21 protein-coding genes are annotated in these 19,647 nt (G+C 37.2%); all 21 read left to right on the top strand.

The features are described from left to right. Positions 1–75: 75 nt before the first annotated feature. The 21 genes from hrcA (at position 76) to KPL75_RS08185 (ending at position 19,346) form a co-directional block, all read left to right on the top strand. The gene (hrcA, locus tag KPL75_RS08285; protein ID WP_219920289.1) at positions 76–1,092 is read left to right on the top strand and encodes a heat-inducible transcriptional repressor HrcA; all 1,017 of its coding nucleotides are present in this window, start codon (positions 76–78) and stop codon (positions 1,090–1,092) included. A 114-nt stretch (positions 1,093–1,206) separates the two neighbouring features. Next, complete coding sequence (gene grpE / locus KPL75_RS08280; RefSeq protein ID WP_219920287.1) at positions 1,207–1,773, top strand: nucleotide exchange factor GrpE; 567 nt, start codon at positions 1,207–1,209, stop codon at positions 1,771–1,773. 26 nt (positions 1,774–1,799) lie between these two features. Then, positions 1,800–3,635 (top strand): chaperone protein DnaK, encoded by a 1,836-nt coding sequence (gene dnaK / locus KPL75_RS08275; protein ID WP_219920285.1) that lies wholly within the window; start codon positions 1,800–1,802, stop codon positions 3,633–3,635. A 202-nt stretch (positions 3,636–3,837) separates the two neighbouring features. After that, on the top strand, positions 3,838–4,944 hold the full coding sequence (gene dnaJ / locus KPL75_RS08270) for a molecular chaperone DnaJ (RefSeq protein ID WP_219920283.1): 1,107 nt from the start codon (positions 3,838–3,840) through the stop codon (positions 4,942–4,944). A 28-nt stretch (positions 4,945–4,972) separates the two neighbouring features. Then, positions 4,973–5,911: a 50S ribosomal protein L11 methyltransferase gene (gene prmA / locus KPL75_RS08265; RefSeq protein WP_002145700.1), complete on the top strand. Its 939-nt coding sequence runs from the start codon at positions 4,973–4,975 to the stop codon at positions 5,909–5,911. 146 nt (positions 5,912–6,057) lie between these two features. Further along, positions 6,058–6,807, top strand: coding sequence for a 16S rRNA (uracil(1498)-N(3))-methyltransferase (locus KPL75_RS08260; protein ID WP_002111902.1), 750 nt, complete (start codon positions 6,058–6,060; stop codon positions 6,805–6,807). A gap of 6 nt (positions 6,808–6,813) precedes the next feature. Continuing rightward, positions 6,814–8,166 carry a tRNA (N(6)-L-threonylcarbamoyladenosine(37)-C(2))-methylthiotransferase MtaB gene (gene mtaB, locus KPL75_RS08255; protein WP_219920281.1) on the top strand — a complete coding sequence of 451 codons (1,353 nt, stop codon included), beginning with the start codon at positions 6,814–6,816 and terminating at the stop codon, positions 8,164–8,166. A 497-nt stretch (positions 8,167–8,663) separates the two neighbouring features. After that, positions 8,664–8,837, top strand: a complete 174-nt coding sequence (gene rpsU, locus KPL75_RS08250; RefSeq protein WP_000048061.1) for a 30S ribosomal protein S21 — start codon at positions 8,664–8,666, stop codon at positions 8,835–8,837. A gap of 15 nt (positions 8,838–8,852) precedes the next feature. Then, positions 8,853–9,296: a GatB/YqeY domain-containing protein gene (locus KPL75_RS08245; protein WP_000054578.1), complete on the top strand. Its 444-nt coding sequence runs from the start codon at positions 8,853–8,855 to the stop codon at positions 9,294–9,296. Between the two features lie 107 nt (positions 9,297–9,403). Next, on the top strand, positions 9,404–9,697 hold the full coding sequence (gene yqfC, locus KPL75_RS08240; RefSeq protein WP_219920278.1) for a sporulation protein YqfC: 294 nt from the start codon (positions 9,404–9,406) through the stop codon (positions 9,695–9,697). Positions 9,698–9,947: 250 nt separating this feature from the next. Next, positions 9,948–11,147, top strand: a complete 1,200-nt coding sequence (gene yqfD, locus KPL75_RS08235; protein ID WP_219920276.1) for a sporulation protein YqfD — start codon at positions 9,948–9,950, stop codon at positions 11,145–11,147. A gap of 3 nt (positions 11,148–11,150) precedes the next feature. Then, complete coding sequence (locus KPL75_RS08230) at positions 11,151–12,110, top strand: PhoH family protein (RefSeq protein ID WP_002015189.1); 960 nt, start codon at positions 11,151–11,153, stop codon at positions 12,108–12,110. 197 nt (positions 12,111–12,307) lie between these two features. Beyond that, on the top strand, positions 12,308–14,452 hold the full coding sequence (locus KPL75_RS08225; RefSeq protein WP_002199327.1) for an HD family phosphohydrolase: 2,145 nt from the start codon (positions 12,308–12,310) through the stop codon (positions 14,450–14,452). Continuing rightward, positions 14,449–14,919, top strand: coding sequence for an rRNA maturation RNase YbeY (gene ybeY / locus KPL75_RS08220; RefSeq protein WP_002199328.1), 471 nt, complete (start codon positions 14,449–14,451; stop codon positions 14,917–14,919). The genes KPL75_RS08225 and ybeY overlap by 4 nt, the downstream gene beginning before the upstream one ends. After that, positions 14,916–15,269 carry a diacylglycerol kinase family protein gene (locus KPL75_RS08215; protein WP_144504834.1) on the top strand — a complete coding sequence of 118 codons (354 nt, stop codon included), beginning with the start codon at positions 14,916–14,918 and terminating at the stop codon, positions 15,267–15,269. Before ybeY ends, KPL75_RS08215 begins: the two co-directional genes overlap by 4 nt. A 99-nt stretch (positions 15,270–15,368) precedes the next feature. Next, a complete protein-coding gene (locus tag KPL75_RS08210; protein WP_002111886.1) occupies positions 15,369–15,767 on the top strand; it encodes a cytidine deaminase in 399 nt (132 codons plus the stop codon). After that, a complete protein-coding gene (gene era / locus KPL75_RS08205) occupies positions 15,760–16,665 on the top strand; it encodes a GTPase Era (RefSeq protein WP_002122584.1) in 906 nt (301 codons plus the stop codon). The genes KPL75_RS08210 and era overlap by 8 nt, the downstream gene beginning before the upstream one ends. A 176-nt stretch (positions 16,666–16,841) precedes the next feature. Beyond that, positions 16,842–16,985: a YqzL family protein gene (locus tag KPL75_RS08200; RefSeq protein WP_000883924.1), complete on the top strand. Its 144-nt coding sequence runs from the start codon at positions 16,842–16,844 to the stop codon at positions 16,983–16,985. Positions 16,986–17,018: 33 nt separating this feature from the next. After that, positions 17,019–17,765 (top strand): DNA repair protein RecO, encoded by a 747-nt coding sequence (gene recO / locus KPL75_RS08195; RefSeq protein WP_002129136.1) that lies wholly within the window; start codon positions 17,019–17,021, stop codon positions 17,763–17,765. Between the two features lie 106 nt (positions 17,766–17,871). Next, on the top strand, positions 17,872–18,504 hold the full coding sequence (locus KPL75_RS08190; protein ID WP_105584761.1) for a transcriptional regulator CcpN: 633 nt from the start codon (positions 17,872–17,874) through the stop codon (positions 18,502–18,504). Positions 18,505–18,533: 29 nt separating this feature from the next. Further along, entirely contained in the window at positions 18,534–19,346 is an 813-nt protein-coding gene (locus KPL75_RS08185) for a pyruvate, water dikinase regulatory protein (protein WP_070144890.1), read from the top strand. The last annotated feature ends 301 nt before the right edge of the window (positions 19,347–19,647 follow it).

Raw genomic sequence — 19,647 nt, 5'->3', positions numbered from 1 at the left:
TGAATGTCAATTTTGGTAAGTTATTAATAGATTTAGCACTCGAAGACAAAGAGTGCTAACAGAGGTGATGATGAGATGCTTACGGAACGTCAGCTCTTAATTTTACAAACAATTATTGATGACTTTATTGGATCAGCGCAGCCCGTTGGGTCTAGAACGTTGGCTAAAAAAGAAGAAATCACATTTAGTTCAGCTACTATTCGAAATGAAATGGCTGATTTAGAAGAATTAGGTTTTATTGAAAAAACGCATAGTTCTTCTGGACGTGTTCCTTCTGAGAAAGGATACCGATTTTATGTAGACCATCTTTTAGCGCCGCAAAACTTACCGAACGATGAAATTGTACAAATTAAAGATTTATTTGCTGAAAGAATTTTTGAAGCAGAAAAAGTTGCACAGCAATCTGCTCAAATTTTATCAGAGCTTACGAGCTATACGGCCATTGTTCTCGGGCCTAAGTTAAGCACAAATAAACTTAAAAACGTACAAATTGTGCCGCTTGATCGTCAAACAGCAGTCGCTATTATTGTAACGGATACAGGGCATGTACAAAGTAAAACGATTACCGTTCCGGAATCTGTTGATTTATCAGATTTAGAAAAAATGGTTAACATTTTAAATGAAAAGCTATCTGGTATACCTATGGCAGAACTTCATAATAAAATCTTTAAAGAGATTGTTACAGTTTTACGTGGGTATGTTCATAATTACGATAGTGCGATAAAAATGTTAGATGGTACATTTCAAGTTCCGTTATCGGAAAAGATATACTTTGGAGGGAAAGCGAATATGCTTTCGCAACCGGAGTTCCATGACATTCACAAAGTAAGATCTTTGCTGACGATGATTGATAATGAGGCTGCGTTTTATGACATTTTGCGTCATAAACAAGTCGGAATTCAAGTGAAAATTGGTAGAGAAAATTCTTCTACGGCAATGGAGGATTGCAGTTTGATTTCTGCAACGTATTCGATTGGAGAAGAGCAACTTGGAACAATTGCAATTTTAGGTCCGACGAGAATGCAATACTCTCGTGTAATTAGTTTACTGCAGTTATTTACAAGACAATTTACAGACGGACTTAAAAAGTAAATGAGAGTAATACATTCGCTCAAGTGATGAAATTTTCATTGCTGTGTGTAATATATAATGCTTAGGTAATCATGCTAAGCATGATACCTAATACCTTTTAAGGAGGTGAAAATTGTGGAAGAGCGTAACGAACAAGTGGTAGAAGAAGTGAAAGAAGCGCAAGTTGAAGAAGCTGTCACGCCAGAAAACAGTGAAAAAACTGTAGAAGAAAAAAGTGAGGCTGCTCTTTTACAAGAAAAAGTAGATGAGTTACAAGCGAAACTAACGGAAACGGAAGGTCGCACATTACGTCTACAAGCTGATTTTGAAAATTATAAGCGCCGTGTCCAAATGGATAAACAGGCTGCTGAAAAATATAGAGCACAAAGTCTAGTTTCAGATATTTTGCCAGCTCTTGATAATTTTGAAAGAGCGATGCAAGTGGAAGCGACTGACGAGCAAACGAAATCCTTGTTACAAGGTATGGAAATGGTGCATCGTCAATTGCTAGAAGCGTTGACTAAAGAAGGTGTTGAAGCGATTGAAGCTGTTGGTAAACAGTTTGATCCGAATGAACACCAAGCTATTATGCAAGTGGAAGACAGTGAATTTGAATCAAACGCGGTAGTTGAAGAATTCCAAAAAGGTTATAAACTAAAAGACCGTGTGATTCGCCCGTCAATGGTAAAAGTAAATCAATAATTTACATAAAAGTAGGAGGATTCGCCATGAGTAAAATTATCGGTATTGACTTAGGTACAACAAACTCTTGTGTAGCTGTTATGGAAGGTGGAGAACCAAAGGTTATCCCAAATCCAGAAGGAAACCGTACAACACCTTCTGTTGTAGCTTTCAAAAATGAAGAGCGTCAAGTTGGGGAAGTTGCGAAGCGTCAAGCGATTACAAACCCAAATACAATCATGTCTGTTAAACGTCATATGGGTACAGACTACAAAGTAGAAGTTGAAGGTAAAGATTATACACCTCAAGAAATTTCTGCAATCATTTTACAAAACTTAAAAGCTTCTGCTGAAGCATACTTAGGTGAAACAGTAACGAAAGCTGTTATTACAGTACCTGCATACTTCAACGATGCAGAGCGTCAAGCAACGAAAGATGCTGGTCGTATTGCTGGTTTAGAAGTTGAGCGTATCATTAACGAACCAACAGCAGCAGCACTTGCTTACGGTTTAGAAAAACAAGATGAAGAGCAAAAAATCTTAGTATATGACTTAGGTGGCGGTACATTTGACGTATCTATCCTTGAGTTAGCAGACGGCACATTCGAAGTTATTTCAACTGCTGGTGACAACCGTCTTGGTGGAGATGACTTTGACCAAGTTATCATCGATCACTTAGTAGCTGAATTCAAAAAAGAAAACAACATTGATTTAAGCCAAGATAAAATGGCACTTCAACGTCTGAAAGATGCAGCTGAAAAAGCGAAGAAAGATCTTTCTGGTGTAACACAAACACAAATTTCATTACCATTCATTAGTGCTGGAGCTGCTGGTCCATTACACTTAGAATTAACGTTAACAAGAGCTAAATTCGAAGAAATTTCAGCAGGTCTTGTTGAAAGAACATTAGAGCCAACTCGTCGTGCATTAAAAGACGCTGGTTTTTCTCCAAGTGAATTAGATAAAGTTATCCTTGTTGGTGGTTCTACTCGTATCCCAGCTGTACAAGAAGCAATTAAACGTGAAACTGGTAAAGAGCCATACAAAGGTGTAAACCCAGATGAAGTTGTAGCATTAGGTGCTGCAGTTCAAGGTGGCGTACTTACTGGTGATGTAGAGGGCGTTCTATTATTAGACGTAACTCCACTTTCTTTAGGTATCGAAACTATGGGTGGTGTGTTCACGAAATTAATCGAGCGTAACACTACAATTCCAACAAGTAAGTCACAAGTATTCTCAACAGCTGCTGATAACCAACCAGCGGTAGACATTCACGTACTACAAGGTGAGCGTCCAATGTCAGCTGACAACAAAACATTAGGTCGTTTCCAATTAACAGACCTTCCGCCAGCACCACGTGGAATTCCACAAATCGAAGTAACATTCGATATTGATGCGAACGGTATCGTTAACGTACGTGCAAAAGACTTAGGAACAAGCAAAGAGCAAACTATTACAATCCAATCTTCTTCAGGTCTTTCTGATGAAGAAGTAGATCGTATGGTACAAGAAGCTGAAGCAAATGCTGACGCTGACCAAAAACGTAAGGAAGAAGTTGAACTTCGTAACGAAGCTGACCAACTTGTATTCCAAACAGACAAAGTTGTAAAAGATTTAGAAGGTAAAGTAGATGCAGCAGAAGTAGCGAAAGCAACGGAAGCGAAAGAAGCATTACAAGCGGCAATCGAGAAAAACGAACTTGAAGAAATCCGTGTGAAAAAAGATGCTCTTCAAGAAATCGTACAACAACTAACTGTTAAATTATACGAGCAAGCTCAAGCGGCTGCAGGGCAAGCGGAAGGTGCACAAGGAGCACAAGACGCTGGCGCGAAAAAAGATAATGTAGTAGACGCTGAATTTGAAGAAGTAAAAGAAGACAAGTAATACAGTGAAATAAAATAAGTAAGATGACAAAAAGTCAAAGTCAAGCGTGCCTTGGCTTTGGCTTTTTTCATGAATAAGAAGAAATGTGTGAGGATCTTAAGTTTTTTATTTTGCATACTGTAAGTGAGGAAACTTTGTTGCAAAGCACTTTCTTTCGGTGTTAAAATTACGTTTATGTGAAAGATTCGGGGGTTGCAAATTTATGAGTAAACGAGACTATTATGAGGTCCTTGGACTTAGCCAGGGCGCTTCAAAAGATGAAATTAAAAAAGCGTATCGTCGTTTGGCTAAAAAATACCATCCAGACGTAAGTAAAGAAGAAAATGCAATTGAAAAGTTTAAAGAAGTACAAGAGGCATACGAAGTATTGAGCGATGATCAAAAGCGTGCGCAGTACGATCAATTTGGTCATGCTGGTGCAAATCAAGGCTTCGGTGGCGGAGGAGACTTCGGCGGTGGCTTCGGTTTTGAAGATATCTTTAGTTCGTTCTTTGGCGGCGGTGGCGGCAGACGTCGTGATCCAAATGCTCCGCGCCAAGGTGCTGATTTACAATATCAAGTTACTTTAGAGTTTGAAGAAGCTATTTTTGGTAAAGAATTAAACGTTGAGATTCCAGTGGAGGATCCATGTGATACTTGTAAGGGTAGTGGAGCAAAACCAGGGACTTCAAAAGAAACATGTAAACATTGTTCAGGATCAGGGCAAATAAGTGTAGAACAAAATACACCATTTGGGCGTATTGTAAACCGTCAAGCTTGTGGGCATTGTTCAGGAACAGGTCAAATGATTAAAGAGAAATGTACGACATGTCATGGTTCTGGTAAAGTTCGTAAACGCAAAAAAATCAATGTTAAAATTCCAGCGGGTATCGATAATGGTCAACAAATTCGTGTATCTGGAAAAGGTGAAGCAGGCGTAAATGGCGGACCGGCAGGTGACTTATATGTTGTTGTTCATGTGAGAAATCATGAATTCTTTGAACGCGAAGGGGATCACATTATTTGTGAAATGCCATTAACATTTGCGCAAATGGCACTTGGTGCGGAAGTAGAAGTTCCTACCGTTCATGGCAAAGTGAAGCTGAAAATTCCAGCAGGAACACAAACGGGAACAGAATTCCGCTTAAAAGGAAAAGGTGCTCCGAACGTACGTGGATATGGTCAAGGAGATCAATATGTAGTCGTTCGTGTTGTTGTACCAACGAAATTAACTTCGCATCAAAAAGATTTATTGCGTGAATTTGCAGGGCAAGAAGAGCAGGATGATAGCTTATTCAGAAAGCTTAAACGTGCTTTCAAAGGGGAATAATGGAAATAAAAAATGGAGTTGGTAAATTGTGAAATGGTCAGAAATTAGTATTCATACAACAGAAGAAGCAGTAGAAGCTGTCTCTCATATTTTGCATGAAGCAGGCGCTAGCGGGGTTGCGATTGAGGACCCAGCGGAGTTGACGAAAGAGCGCGAGCAACAATACGGTGAGATTTATGCACTTAATCCAGATGAATATCCAAGTGAGGGTGTTTTGGTAAAAGCATATTTCCCACAAACGGATTCTTTACACGAAACGGTTGCAGGTGTAAAATCATCTATTGATGCACTACCATCTTTCGACATCGAAATTGGTACAGGAAATATTACAATTAATGAAGTCGATGAGGAAGATTGGGCTACTGCTTGGAAGAAGTATTATCATCCAGTTCAAATTTCTGATACATTCACAATTGTGCCGACGTGGGAAGAGTATACACCGTCTTCTCCAGATGAAAAAATTATTGAATTAGATCCAGGTATGGCGTTTGGTACAGGGACACATCCAACAACAACGATGTGTATTCGTGCATTAGAAAAAACGGTTCAGCCAGGTGATACTGTTATTGATGTGGGGACAGGTTCGGGAGTACTTAGTATTGCTGCAGCAAAATTAGGTGCGGCTTCTGTTCAAGCGTATGATCTAGACCCAGTTGCAGTTGAAAGTGCAGAAATGAATGTGCGCTTAAATAAAACAGATGACATTGTAAATGTTGGACAGAATAGTCTATTAGAAGGTATTGAAGGTCCAGTTGATTTAATTGTAGCAAATTTACTAGCGGAAATTATTCTTCTATTCCCTGAAGATGCAGCGAGAGTTGTGAAGCCAGGTGGATTATTTATTACATCTGGTATTATTGGGGCGAAAGAAAAAGTGATTTCTGAAGCGTTAGAAAAAGCTGGATTTACAATTGAAGAAGTGCTTCGAATGGAAGATTGGGTAGCAATTATTGCACGAAATGCGTAATATAGATTTTAGTCTATAAAGAACAGGGGGAGTCTCTCACCGTATAAGGTGAGGGACTTGCCGTTTGTTATATGAAAATGATAACGTTTCGTTCTTTTCGTAAGTGTTGACTTACGAAAGGAACGAAACTCTACTAAGGTGATTATATGCAACGTTATTTTGTAGAAGAGAAATATGTAAATGAGACAAGTATTCGCATAATGGGTGATGATGTCCATCACATCGCAAGAGTGATGCGTATGTCAGCTGGTGACCACATTTATTGCTGTGTAAATGGTAAAACAGCAGAGTGTTCAATTGCTGAAATTACCAGTGAATTTGTGGATACCACTATTGTAGAATGGGTAGAGGCGTCAAGCGAACTTCCTGTGTTCGTGACGATTGCAAGTGGACTGCCGAAAGGAGACAAGCTAGAGTTAATTTTTCAAAAAGGAACTGAGCTTGGGGCAGCTGCATTTTTACCATTTCAAGCATCTCGATCTATTGTAAAGTGGGATGCGAAAAAAGCAGATAAAAAAGTTGAGCGTTTGAAAAAAATTGTAAAAGAAGCTGCGGAACAATCGCATAGAAGTGAAATTCCAGAAGTACACGTTCCCTCATCATTTAAACAATTGCTGTCGATGAGTAGCGAGTATGATGTTTGTCTTGTTGCATATGAAGAAGAAGCGAAACAAGGTGAGAAATCTAATTTTGCGAAAGCTTTATCGACGATTAAACCAGGACAAAAGCTGCTGATTGTATTTGGACCAGAAGGCGGTTTAGCGGAGGAAGAGATTACTGCACTTCGTGAACATAAATTTGTACCATGTAGTTTAGGACCAAGAATTTTAAGAACAGAAACGGCTCCGCTTTATGCGTTAAGTGCCGCTTCTTATCATTTTGAATTGATGGGGTGATAATCAATGGCAACTGTTGCGTTCCACACGTTAGGTTGTAAAGTAAACCACTATGAAACAGAAGCGATTTGGCAATTGTTTAAACAAGGTGGTTATGAAAGAACTGAATATGAAAAAAAATCTGATGTATATGTTATTAACACATGTACAGTAACGAATACTGGAGATAAAAAAAGCCGTCAAGTAATTAGACGTGCTGTACGTCAAAATCCAGATGCGGTAATTTGTGTAACTGGATGTTATGCACAAACATCTCCAGCAGAAATTATGGCAATTCCAGGTGTAGATATTGTTGTTGGTACGCAAGATCGTGAGAAGATGTTAGGATACATCGAAGAATTCCGTAAAGAGCGTCAACCAATTAATGCTGTCCGCAATATTATGAAAACACGTGTATACGAAGAACTTGATGTACCATATTTCACGGACCGTACACGTGCATCTTTAAAAATACAAGAAGGTTGTAATAACTTCTGTACATTTTGCATCATTCCTTGGGCGCGTGGTTTAATGCGTTCTCGTGATGGAAAAGAAGTTATTAAACAAGCGCAGCAATTAGTAGATGCGGGCTATAAAGAAATCGTATTAACAGGAATTCATACAGGTGGGTACGGTGAAGATATAAAAGAGTATAACTTAGCGGGATTACTGCGCGATATGGAAGCGGAAATAGACGGATTGAAACGTCTTCGTATTTCTTCTATTGAGGCGAGTCAAATTTCTGATGAAGTAATTGAAGTGTTGGATAAATCAGAAGTAGTTGTACGTCACTTGCATATTCCATTACAGTCAGGATCTAATACTGTATTGAAACGTATGCGCCGTAAGTATACGATGGAATTTTTCCAAGAGCGTTTAGATCGTTTGAAAGAAGCGTTACCAGGTCTTGCGATTACATCAGACGTAATTGTTGGATTCCCAGGTGAAACAGAAGAAGAATTCATGGAAACGTACAATTTCATTAAAGAGAATCGTTTCTCTGAATTACACGTTTTCCCTTATTCAAAACGTACAGGTACTCCAGCAGCACGTATGGAAGATCAAGTTCCTGAAGACGTGAAGAACGATCGTGTTCACCGTTTAATTGAGCTATCAAATCAATTAGCGAAAGAGTATGCTTCTGGATTTGAAGGTGAAGTACTTGAAATCATTCCGGAAGAGACATTTAAAGATGGTGACCGTGAAGGTTTATATGTAGGTTATACAGATAATTACTTAAAAATTGTGTTTGAAGGATCTGAAGAATTGATTGGTAAGCTAGTAAAAGTGAAAATTACAAAAGCTGGTTATCCATATAACGAAGCGCAGTTTGTTCGTGTTCTTGAAGATGATATAAAAAAAGAATCAGCAAGCGCATAATAAAGTGAAACTTTAATCAGTGGGGGGTGTTCAACCCCACTGATTATTAGCCCTTACCAATCGGGCGTTTACGGGCAGCCCGACTCCCATCTAACCTTTTTGCTCCAGCCGAATTTTGAGATGGGAGTTTTACTGCCCATAAATAGCGGGATAAAAAGCATGCAAACGACAAGGGTTTGCATGCTTTTTTCGTTCATGGAGAAGTTAAGTATTGAAAGAAGATGCAGTAGGTTGTTCGTTAAATGAGTGATTTTTGAGCGTATCTTTGCATAAAAAAGATCCAGTGATAAAAATATATTTATTTTTAGGGGAAGAGATAAAGGCTATCAACATAGTTTTTGAAAAAGGAAGAGCATCAATTCTTCTTTTATTCTGCCAAATAGTTGACCTGAAGTGATAAAATGTATTATAATCGTAAAAGACATGCTGAAGAAGTGTTTCTTTTTGCATGCTGAAGTTAGTATGTAAGTGTGATGTTTCGGAGGGAGGGAAAGAGAATGTCAAAAACAGTCGTTCGTAAAAACGAGTCTTTGGAGGATGCACTTCGCCGTTTTAAAAGATCGGTTTCTAAAACTGGTACACTTGCTGAAGCAAGAAAGCGCGAGTTTTATGAAAAGCCAAGTGTAAAACGTAAGAAGAAATCTGAAGCGGCAAGAAAGCGTAAGTTCTAAGAGAGGGTGTAAGTTATGAGTCTTCTCGGTCGTTTAAACGATGATATGAAACAAGCGATGAAGAATAAACAAAAAGAAAAATTAACCGTTATTCGTATGGTTAAGGCTGCTTTACAAAATGAAGGTATTAAACTGCAACATACTCTTACTGAAGAAGAGGAATTAACAGTTTTAGCTCGTGAAGTAAAACAGTATAAGGACTCCCTCCTTGAATTTAAAAAAGCTGGTCGTGAAGACCTTGTTGATAAACTGCAAAGTGAAATTCAGATTTTAAGCGCATATTTGCCGGAGCAATTAACAGAAGAAGAACTAGCGGATATAATTAAGCAAGTTATTTCTGAAGTTGGTGCTACATCTAAAGCAGATATGGGTAAAGTGATGACTGCTGTTATGCCGAAAGTAAAAGGTAAAACAGACGGATCACTTGTGAATAAGCTGGTTATCCAGCTATTAGCATAAAAAAGCGTCTCATTTCGTATGAGACGTTTTTTTATGCTTTTTTCAGTTTGGACGTGATATTACAAGCTCTTTTTTCATACATATGGGATGAGAGGGGGTCTTTTGAGATGAAAAAATTAGAACAAATGAAGAATTGGTTAACGAAGCAAATAGACCTGCCAGTGGATGTGTTAATGGATCTACCTCGGATCACGCTTGTTGGGCAAGTACATATCTATATAGAAAATCATCGAGGATTATTAGTATTTTCAGATAAAGAGGTAAGATTGCTATTGAAACATGGTCAATTATTAATTAGAGGTCAATCCTTTGTTATTAAAACAATCCTTCCAGAAGAACTGTTGCTTGAAGGGATTATTGAACAAGTGACGTTTTTAGAAAATGAAAAGAAAGAGGAGTGAGGAGGAACTTCCGTTTGTGAAGTTTTTCTTCGTTACCTTGTATTAACAGGTGGTAACGTTCTGGCCTCAATATTCGGTTCGTACAAAGAGGATAGGTGGGAATTGAGCTCCACGTAAAAAAACTGGCTCGTGAAGGTTAATAATTAGTGAGGGTCAAGGAATCTCCTAATGAGAATTTTAGTACGAGCTAGTTTGATAATCGAATTGAAAAGTAGTGTATCTACTTTTAGAAAGGTAGTGGAGATAGTCGATGAAAAATAAATGGTTTATAAAATGGCTTGGGTATGTAAAGGTGCGAATTGAAGGTAAAGGAGCGGAACGCTTTGTTAACGAGTGTGTGCGGAGGAAATTACTCGTTTGGGATGTAAAGAAGATAGCTGATGAAACGTTAGTTTTTTGTATGTTATTACGAGATGTGAAAAAGATAAAACCAATTTATAGAAAAAATGAATGTAAATTATATTTTATTGGACGTTACGGCTTTCCATTTTGGAATAAGCGTGTAATTAAAAATAGTGGATTTTTAATTGGCTTTTTAATATTTTTTTTCGGAATGATCGCATTGTCAAATATGGTGTGGAAAATTGAAATTACAGGAGCAAAACCTGAAACAGAATATATATTGATGAAAGAATTGGACAAAATGGGTATAAAAAAAGGGAAATTACAGTTCCAAATGCCGAGTGTAGAAGATGTTCAACGTCATTTGACAGACAATATTAATGCGATTACTTGGGCGGGGCTAGAAATAAGAGGGACAACATATCATTTTAAGATTGTTGAAAAAAATGAACCGAAAAAAGAAAGTGAACAACAGCCACAAAACTTAGTAGCAAAAAAAGAAGGGATTATTACAAAAACATTTGTGGAAGTTGGGAAGCCTGTTGTCATGAAAAATGACCATGTAGAAAAGGGGCAACTTCTCGTATCGGGGATGTATGGTAATGAGGAGAATCCGACAGTTGTTTCAGCTAAAGGGATTGTATATGGAGAAACGTGGTACAAATCTGAGGTGGATGTTCCGTTAAAGACACAATTTCAAGTGTATACTGGGAATGCATACAATGAATATTTCCTTAAATTTGGGAGTGCTAAAATAAAAATATGGGGATTTCGACAGGATAAGTATAAGCGCTCTCGTACTGAAAGTGTAAAACATGATGTGAAATTATTTGGATTTACATTACCAATTGCATACGAGAAGGATATTGTACGAGAAGAGGAAGAAGCGAACCGAGAATATACGGAAAAACAAGCAATGAGAGTAGCGAAAGAGATGGCAGAAAAAGAACTGAAGAAAAAATTGGATGAACATGCTATGATTGTAAGTGATAACATTTTGAGTAAAGAGGTTGAGGCGGATCATCTAAAGGTTACATTACATTATACAGTGATTGAAAATATTGCAGAGCCACAACCAATATCTGAATCCGATATTCAAGGAGACTGAGTAATGGCAGAACAATTAGTAGAAATGAACCAACAATTGGAAAATCCCAACGAAGCAATCGCTCTTTTTGGGGTAAATGATGCTCATTTAAAAGTAATTGAACGAGAACTTAGTGTATCGATTGTGACTAGAGGAGAATCTGTTCGTGTATCTGGAGCAGATGAAACTGTGGTGCTCGTAGAAAAAATCTTACAACAGTTACTTGTTGTTATCCGTAAAGGTGTATCAATTTCGGAAAGAGATGTTGCGTATGCGATTCAGCTTGGGCAACAAGGGAAAATCGCTCAATTCGAAGAGTTATATGAAGAGGAAATTTTTAAAACGGCAAAAGGTAAATCCATTCGTGTGAAAACGATGGGGCAAAGACGATATATTCATGCAATGAAAAAGAATGATATTGTATTTGGGATAGGACCTGCTGGGACAGGGAAAACATACTTAGCCGTAGTAATGGCTGTGAGAGCTTTAAAGCAAGGGTATGTAAAGAAAATTATTTTAACAAGACCTGCTGTAGAAGCTGGAGAGAGCTTAGGGTTTTTACCAGGCGATTTGAAAGAAAAAGTAGATCCGTATTTACGGCCGCTATATGATGCGTTACATGATATTCTTGGACAAGAATATACACAACGTATGATGGAACGTGGTGTAATTGAAATTGCACCTCTTGCTTATATGAGAGGGCGTACACTTGATGATTCATTTGTTATATTAGATGAGGCGCAAAATACAACTGGTGTTCAAATAAAAATGTTTTTAACACGATTAGGTTTTAGTTCGAAAATGGTTATTACGGGAGATCCCTCACAGGTAGACTTGCCAAAAGGGGTAAAGTCAGGTCTTTCGATTGCTGCTAATATTTTATCTGGTGTATCAGGTCTTTCGTTCATTACGTTGGAACAAACGGACGTTGTGAGACACCCGTTAGTGCAACGTATTATTGAGGCATATGATAAAATGGAATGATCCTATTTGTCAGGATCATTTCTTTTTGTATGATAAGGTTGGCGAATGACATATTTTTTACTATCATTAAAGACGAGGGAAATAAACTATAGGTGATGGTCTATAAAAATATGGTCCGAAAAAGCATCGTTGGCTGGAAGAAATGAAAGCTATAAATAGTTTCACTTTATTTTTGGAGAGGAGAAGGTATTGAAATCATGTCAAAATCTCAAGAAATTTCTAAGTGGTTTCGTAATTTACAACATTCGAAAAAACTAAGTTGGATTTCTTACGTTTTATTAGGAGCAGTACTGTTTTTTGCACTTATGAATAATGTGAAACCAGAGCAATTAGATGTTAAAGAGCTCGATATTGCTAAAAAAACAATTCACTCTCCTATTAAAATTGAAGATAAAGCCGCAACAGCGAAAAAGAAAAAAGAAGCCGCTCAAAAGGTTGAGGATAAATATACATATAAAAGCGAATATAAGCAAAATAAAGTGGATATTGTAAATTCCGTCTTTGATGCGGTAAGTGAAGTAGAGGCAGAGGCTAAGTCGACTGGCCCAGACGAGTATAAAAAAATTTCTGATGTGGACAAATTGGACAAGTTAAAGAAGAAATTACCAACAGATTTAGCGAAAAGCTTAACAGATTCAATATTGTTGAAATTTATTAATGCTGATTCAAGTCAATTGTCATTGTCGAAGGATGCGGCTGTAACAGCGGTTAATAAAATTATGAGTGAACACATTAAGATGGATCAAGAAGAAGTTGCAAGAGAACGATTTGTTACTGAAATGAGTAGCGTAGGTATAAGTAGTGATTTAAAAGTTGCGGTGAATGCACTAGGGAAGTATGCGATTGCAGCGAACTATTTTTATGATTCAGCTGCGACGAAAGATAGTCAAAAAATAGCGGAAGATTCAGTTGCATCAGTTTTTATCCTTCAAGGGCAAGTTCTTGTGAAAGAAGGCGATACGATTTCACGAGAAGCATATGAGCAGTTGAAGTTAGCTGGATTGTTAGAGAAGGGCAATACCTTCCAACCTTATGTTGGTCTGGCTGTACTTATTTGTGTGTTATTGTACTTTATGCATAAGCAGTTTGAAGTGTTTTTACAGCGAAAAAGAGAAGATAGGCCGTATGTTTTAGCGTATATCACAATTTTGTCTATCACGATTGTTTTAATGAAAATCATTAGTTTGTTTCAAAAGCTTGAATATGCAGGAATCGCGTATGTTGTTCCGGTTGCGATGGGAACAATACTTGTAAAATTAATGATTGGTGATCGATTTGTATTTTTAACGAGTATGATCTTTTCTGTGTGCGGAAGTATTATGTTTAATGAAGGTGTAACGAGTACACTGAATTATAGTGTGGGGATTTATGTTTTATTAAGTTCATTATCAGTTAGTATTTTCTTGAGAGAAAAAAATCGTCGTACAATGATTTTACAAGCTGGTATACTCGTTTCTGTATTAAATGTAGTCGTATTAGCGGCGTTGTTATTATTGCGAAATGGGAACTTTTCGCCTCTTGAAATTGGGGTACAATTATTAATGGCTGCAGTTTCAGGGATTATCTCTTCTGTTCTAGCTATGGGGATTTTACCGTATTTAGAAAGTGGCCTTGGGATTGTATCGAGTATGAAGTTGATGGAACTTTCAAGTCCGAATCATCCGCTCTTGCGCAAAATTTTATTAGAAGCACCAGGTACATATCACCACAGTGTAATGGTAGCTAATCTTTCAGAAGCTGCATGTGAAGCAGTTGGAGCGAACGGAGTATTAGCGCGTGTAGGGGCGTATTATCATGATGTAGGGAAAACAGTACAACCGCAGTTTTTTATTGAAAACCAGATGGGAATTGAAAACCCGCATGATAGATTAGACCCTGTAACGAGTAAAGATATTATAATTGCTCATGTAACCGATGGGGTGAGAATGCTAGAAGAAAACCATATACCTCAAGAAATTATCGATATCGCTGGACAGCATCATGGTACAACGTTACTTAAATATTTTTACTATAAGGCGATTAAAGAAGATAAAGAGAAATATACTGAGGAAATGTTCCGCTATCCAGGATCAAAAGCAACTTCTAAAGAGTCGGCAATCGTTGGTATTGCTGATAGTGTAGAAGCGGCGGTACGTTCAATGAATCATCCAACGCCAGATCAAATCAATAATTTAGTGCAAAGTATCATTAGAGATCGTTTGCAAGATGGTCAATTTAGCGAATGTGATTTGACATTTAAGGAACTACAAATCGTTGGAAAAACGTTATGTGAAACGTTAAATGGTATTTTCCATTCCCGTATTACATATCCGGAACCGCCGGAAGAAAAGGAGCAAGAATGAGTTTATTAATTGATTTTATTGATGAAACAGAAGAAGTAAAAGATGAATATATAAGTTTGATTCGAGGTTTAGTAGAGAAAGCAGCCCGAATGGAGAACATAGAAGAAGGCGCGGAATTATCGGTTACATTTGTAGATAATGAACGTATTCGTGAAATAAACCGTGATTACCGAGATAAGGATCAGCCTACGGATGTTATTTCTTTCGCTATGGAAGAAATGGGAGAAGGCGAAATGGAAATTGTCGGTGCGGAGATGCCGCGTATGTTAGGAGATCTTATTATTTCTATTCCAAGAGCAAAAGAACAAGCTGAAGAATATGGACATTCTTTTGATCGAGAACTTGGGTTTTTAGCATTACATGGCTTTTTGCATTTGCTTGGTTATGATCATATGACAGAAGAAGATGAAAAAGAAATGTTTGGAAGACAAAAAGAAATTTTAGAGGCATTTGGATTAGGACGATGAAAAAAGGAAAACTTTTAGATAGTTTTGGATATGCTATAGCTGGTATATACTTTTGTCTTCGTCATGAACGAAATATGAAAATTCATTATTTAGCCGCAGTCATTGTTATATGCTGCGGCTTTTATTTCCATATTACAACAACGGAATGGATTGTATTACTTATTGTGATAGGGATTGTAATGAGTTTAGAGATGGTGAATACGGCTATTGAAAAAACAGTAGACTTAGCAACCGCCGATATTCATCCGTTTGCAAAAATTGCAAAGGATGTTGCGGCGGGGGCAGTTTTATTGTTTGCAATTATAGCTGCTGTAATTGGTGCTATTATCTTTTTACCGTATATGGTATAGTTGCATTCCGAAGTTTTTATTAAGCTTTGGGAGCGCCGTGAAGGCCTTTAGTGAAAGAGTGTATCTATTCACATCTGTGAACGGAAAGGATGCGGGAATATGAATAGCAAACAATTAATTCAAGAAGCAACCGAAGCGCGTAAACGAGCGTACGTACCATATTCTAAATTTCAAGTAGGTGCAGCTTTACTAACTCAGGACGGAAAAATATATCGTGGATGTAATGTTGAAAATGCATCATATGGTTTATGTAACTGTGCAGAAAGAACAGCGTTATTTAAGGCAATTTCTGAAGGAGATAACGAGTTTGTAGCTATTGCAGTCGTAGCGGATACAAAGCGTCCAGTACCTCCTTGTGGAGCATGTCGACAAGTTATGGTAGAATTATGTAAACAGGATACGAAAGTATACCTATCAAACTTACATGGTGATGTTCAAGAGACAACAGTCGGAGAATTGTTACCAGGAGCATTTTTAGCGGAGGATTTACATGAATAGAAAAGGTTATAAATCAGGTTTTGTCTCTATTATTGGCAGACCGAATGTTGGGAAATCTACATTTTTAAATCGTATTATTGGCCAAAAAATTGCCATTATGAGCGATAAGCCACAAACAACACGTAATAAAATTCAAGGTGTATATACAGAAAATGATTCACAAGTAGTTTTCATTGATACACCAGGAATACATAAACCTAAACATAAACTAGGCGATTTCATGGTGAAGATGGCTCAAACGACATTAAAAGAAGTTGATATTGTTTTGTTTATGGTCAATGCAACTGAAGGATATGGTCGTGGTGAGGAATTTATTATTGAGAAATTACAAGAAACGAAACAACCGGTATTTTTAGTAATTAATAAAATTGACCAAGTTCATCCAGAGCAATTGCTGGAGTTGATTGATCAATATCGTAAATTATATGAGTTCGCGGAGATTGTGCCAATTTCTGCATTGGACGGTAATAACGTTGAAGCGTTAATCGGAGCAATTAAAAAGTATTTGCCAGAAGGACCGCAATATTACCCGGATAATCAAGTAACGGATCATCCAGAGCGATTTATTATTTCAGAGCTTATTCGTGAAAAAGTATTACATTTAACACGTGAAGAAGTGCCGCATTCTGTAGCGGTTGTTATTGATGCAATTCAAAAACGTGAGGGCGGAGCGGTTTATATAAACGCAACGATTGTTGTTGAACGTGCATCACAAAAAGGAATTATTATAGGTAAGCAAGGGAAAATGTTAAAAGAAGTCGGTAAGCGAGCTCGCTTTGACATTGAAGCACTTCTTGGTTCTAAAGTATTTTTAGAAGTATGGGTGAAAGTGCAAAAAGATTGGCGTAATAAGATGTCACAGCTTCGTGACCTTGGTTTCCGTGAAGACGAGTATTAATATGAAGTAAATTTGTGATCAGTGGATGTTGTGTTCATCCACTGATTATTGGTTTTTATGAACCTTGATAAATTAGGAAAAATTTTTCTCACATGAAAATGAACAAAATGGGTCAATTTAATAACAACAAAAGAAATTGGTTTATAGGCTACGCTTATTGAGAAAGGTGGATTCTTATGCTAGATTTTACCTGGAAGTTTTTCTCCAAAACAGGAAGCATTGAAACGTATTTGCTTTTAAAAGAAATGGAAAAAGACGTAAACGATGAGATGGATCAACATGAAGAGGAGTTAGCGCATCTAGACTCTCCAATTTCTTGACCCGTTTTGTTCAAACCTTGGATGGTGACGAACATGTTTCAAAAAGTTGAGGGCATTGTTATCCGTACGACAGATTACGGAGAAACAAATAAGATTGTTACAATATACTCACGGGAATTTGGTAAGGTAAGTGCAATGGCAAGAGGGGCGAAAAAGCCGAAGAGTCGGTTAGCGGCTATTTCGCAACTTATGACACATGGTCATTTTCTTATTCAAATGGGATCTGGACTTGGAACTTTGCAACAAGGCGAGATTATTTCATCTATGAAAGAAATTCGTGAGGATATATTTTTAACTGCTTATGCATCATTTATTATTGAACTAACCGATAAAGCAACAGAAGATAAGAAGCATAATCCGTATTTATTTGAAATGTTATATCAAACGTTGCATTATATGTGTGAGGGTGTTGATCCAGAAGTATTATCATTAATTTACCAAACGAAAATGCTTCCGGTATTAGGGATGCGCCCGTACTTTGATACATGTGCTATTTGTCATCAAGAAACAGATTTTGTCGCCTTCTCTGTCCGGGAAGGCGGTTTTCTGTGCTCGCGTCATGCGGAGCAAGATCCGTATCGTATTCCGGTGGGAGAGGCTGTTCATAAATTATTACGTCTCTTTTTTCACTTTGATTTACACCGGCTCGGTAATGTATCGGTGAAGGATAGTACAAAAAAACAAATGCGCACAGTATTGAATACATATTATGATGAATATTGTGGGATTTATTTGAAAACAAGGCGTTTCTTGGAGCAACTTGATAAGTTTCAAATATAAAAAGGGCCGTATAGGGTCCTTTTTACATACTTTCTTTTTCGAATAGCATATTTAGTATATAATATTTAAGAGATAGTATAACTTTTTTCGTTGTGCATTAAAGGTGGTGATTATCATAGAGCTGAATAAACGGCAAGAACATATCATTCAGATTGTAAAAGATCACGGTCCTATTACAGGGGAGTCAATTGCTGCGCAATTGGGTTTAACACGTGCAACGCTAAGACCAGACTTAGCAATTTTAACGATGGCTGGTTATTTAGAAGCGCGTCCACGTGTAGGTTATTTTTATACGGGTAAAACTGGGGGACAGCTATTATCTGAAGCTGTTAAGAAAATTAAAGTGCAAGATTATCAATCTAGACCGGCTGTAATTGATAAAAATGTATCAGTATACGATGCAATCTGTACTATGTTTCTAGAGGACGTTGGTACATTATTTGTTGTAGATCAATCTACTTTATTAGTTGGCGTTGTATCCCGTAAAGATTTATTACGAGCTAGCTTAGGAAAGCAGGATTTAACCTCTCTTCCGGTTAATATTATCATGACAAGGATGCCAAACATTGCGATGTGTCGCAGGGAGGATTCTTTATATGATATTGCGATGGAATTAATAGAAAGACAGATTGATGCGTTGCCAGTTGTGAAGGATACGAAACAAGGTTTAGAAGTGATTGGGCGAATTACAAAAACAAATATTACACGTGCGTTTGTAAATTTAGTAAATAACGAATAAGTGTAATTTGTTTAAAGTGAGGTAATGTAATGGATAATAAAATCGTATATGTCGTATCTGACTCTGTAGGAGAAACGGCTGATTTGGTTGTTAGAGCGGCAATGGGACAGTTCCCATTCGCTCCTGATATTAGACGTGTACCGTATGTAGAAGATACAGGGACATTAAAAGAAGTAATCTCGATTGCCAAGAGCAATCAAGCGCTTATTTGTTTTACGTTAGTAAAGCCTGATATGCGTCAATATTTATTGACAGAAGCGGCAAAAGAAGGAGTAGAGGCATACGATATTATCGGACCTCTTATCGATCAAATTGAAGGAATTACAGGGCAAGTACCAAGGTATGAGCCAGGTGTCGTTCGAAGATTAGATGAAGAGTACTTTAAAAAAATTGAAGCGATTGAATTTGCAGTTAAGTATGATGATGGTAGAGATGCCCGTGGTATTTTAAAAGCTGATATCGTGTTGATTGGAATTTCACGTACATCAAAAACACCACTTTCACAATATTTAGCGCATAACAAACGTTTGAAAGTTGCGAATGTACCACTTGTACCGGAAGTGGATCCGCCTGAGGAATTATATCAAGTGGCAAAAGAGAAATGTTTCGGTTTGAAAATTATACCGGATAAGTTAAATCATATTCGAAAAGAACGATTGAAATCACTTGGATTAAGTGATGGAGCAACATATGCAAATATTAATCGTATTCAAGAAGAAATTGATCATTTTGAGGAAGTAATTAGTAAAATAAATTGTCAAGTGATTGATGTATCAAATAAGGCGATTGAAGAAACAGCAAATATTATTGTGAATGCAGTGCAAAACCAAAAAATGTTTTAGCACATTTACCAAAGGTGAATGTGTTTTTTTCGCTCGTGAGAAGGCGGTAGAGGAAGATGCGAAGTAGAGCATTAACTTTCGGCTTAGTAATAGAATATAGCGGAATGGTTATACTTATATTCTTCTGTTTTTTAATTATGCTAAAGGAACGATTTCGTTATCTTTAAATGTAAGATGAAAATTAAAGGGATATGTAGCGTAGTTGAAGAAAATATATTATAATAAAAAATTGTGATAAAAACCTATATTTTACGTTTAGACTTTAATTTTTCAGAATAAACTAGGGATAGGATTTTCGAAA

Origin of the sequence: Bacillus sp. NP247 (genome assembly GCF_018966865.1) — a bacterium.
Classification (GTDB): domain Bacteria; phylum Bacillota; class Bacilli; order Bacillales; family Bacillaceae_G; genus Bacillus_A.
Note: the sequence above shows the minus strand (reverse complement) of the source record. Positions and strands in the feature narration are given on the sequence as shown.

What these genes read in the sequence shown, in the direction of transcription:
- KPL75_RS08210 (WP_002111886.1), top strand. Translation starts at nt 15,369, where the DNA reads ATGAATAGCAAACAATTAATTCAAGAAGCAACCGAAGCGCGTAAACGA.
- mtaB (WP_219920281.1), top strand. Translation starts at nt 6,814, where the DNA reads ATGGCAACTGTTGCGTTCCACACGTTAGGTTGTAAAGTAAACCACTAT.
- KPL75_RS08225 (WP_002199327.1), top strand. Translation starts at nt 12,308, where the DNA reads ATGTCAAAATCTCAAGAAATTTCTAAGTGGTTTCGTAATTTACAACAT.
- dnaK (WP_219920285.1), top strand. Translation starts at nt 1,800, where the DNA reads ATGAGTAAAATTATCGGTATTGACTTAGGTACAACAAACTCTTGTGTA.
- KPL75_RS08200 (WP_000883924.1), top strand. Translation starts at nt 16,842, where the DNA reads ATGCTAGATTTTACCTGGAAGTTTTTCTCCAAAACAGGAAGCATTGAA.
- era (WP_002122584.1), top strand. Translation starts at nt 15,760, where the DNA reads ATGAATAGAAAAGGTTATAAATCAGGTTTTGTCTCTATTATTGGCAGA.
- rpsU (WP_000048061.1), top strand. Translation starts at nt 8,664, where the DNA reads ATGTCAAAAACAGTCGTTCGTAAAAACGAGTCTTTGGAGGATGCACTT.
- recO (WP_002129136.1), top strand. Translation starts at nt 17,019, where the DNA reads ATGTTTCAAAAAGTTGAGGGCATTGTTATCCGTACGACAGATTACGGA.
- dnaJ (WP_219920283.1), top strand. Translation starts at nt 3,838, where the DNA reads ATGAGTAAACGAGACTATTATGAGGTCCTTGGACTTAGCCAGGGCGCT.
- KPL75_RS08260 (WP_002111902.1), top strand. Translation starts at nt 6,058, where the DNA reads ATGCAACGTTATTTTGTAGAAGAGAAATATGTAAATGAGACAAGTATT.
- KPL75_RS08230 (WP_002015189.1), top strand. Translation starts at nt 11,151, where the DNA reads ATGGCAGAACAATTAGTAGAAATGAACCAACAATTGGAAAATCCCAAC.
- KPL75_RS08245 (WP_000054578.1), top strand. Translation starts at nt 8,853, where the DNA reads ATGAGTCTTCTCGGTCGTTTAAACGATGATATGAAACAAGCGATGAAG.
- ybeY (WP_002199328.1), top strand. Translation starts at nt 14,449, where the DNA reads ATGAGTTTATTAATTGATTTTATTGATGAAACAGAAGAAGTAAAAGAT.
- KPL75_RS08185 (WP_070144890.1), top strand. Translation starts at nt 18,534, where the DNA reads ATGGATAATAAAATCGTATATGTCGTATCTGACTCTGTAGGAGAAACG.
- KPL75_RS08215 (WP_144504834.1), top strand. Translation starts at nt 14,916, where the DNA reads ATGAAAAAAGGAAAACTTTTAGATAGTTTTGGATATGCTATAGCTGGT.
- yqfD (WP_219920276.1), top strand. Translation starts at nt 9,948, where the DNA reads ATGAAAAATAAATGGTTTATAAAATGGCTTGGGTATGTAAAGGTGCGA.
- yqfC (WP_219920278.1), top strand. Translation starts at nt 9,404, where the DNA reads ATGAAAAAATTAGAACAAATGAAGAATTGGTTAACGAAGCAAATAGAC.
- hrcA (WP_219920289.1), top strand. Translation starts at nt 76, where the DNA reads ATGCTTACGGAACGTCAGCTCTTAATTTTACAAACAATTATTGATGAC.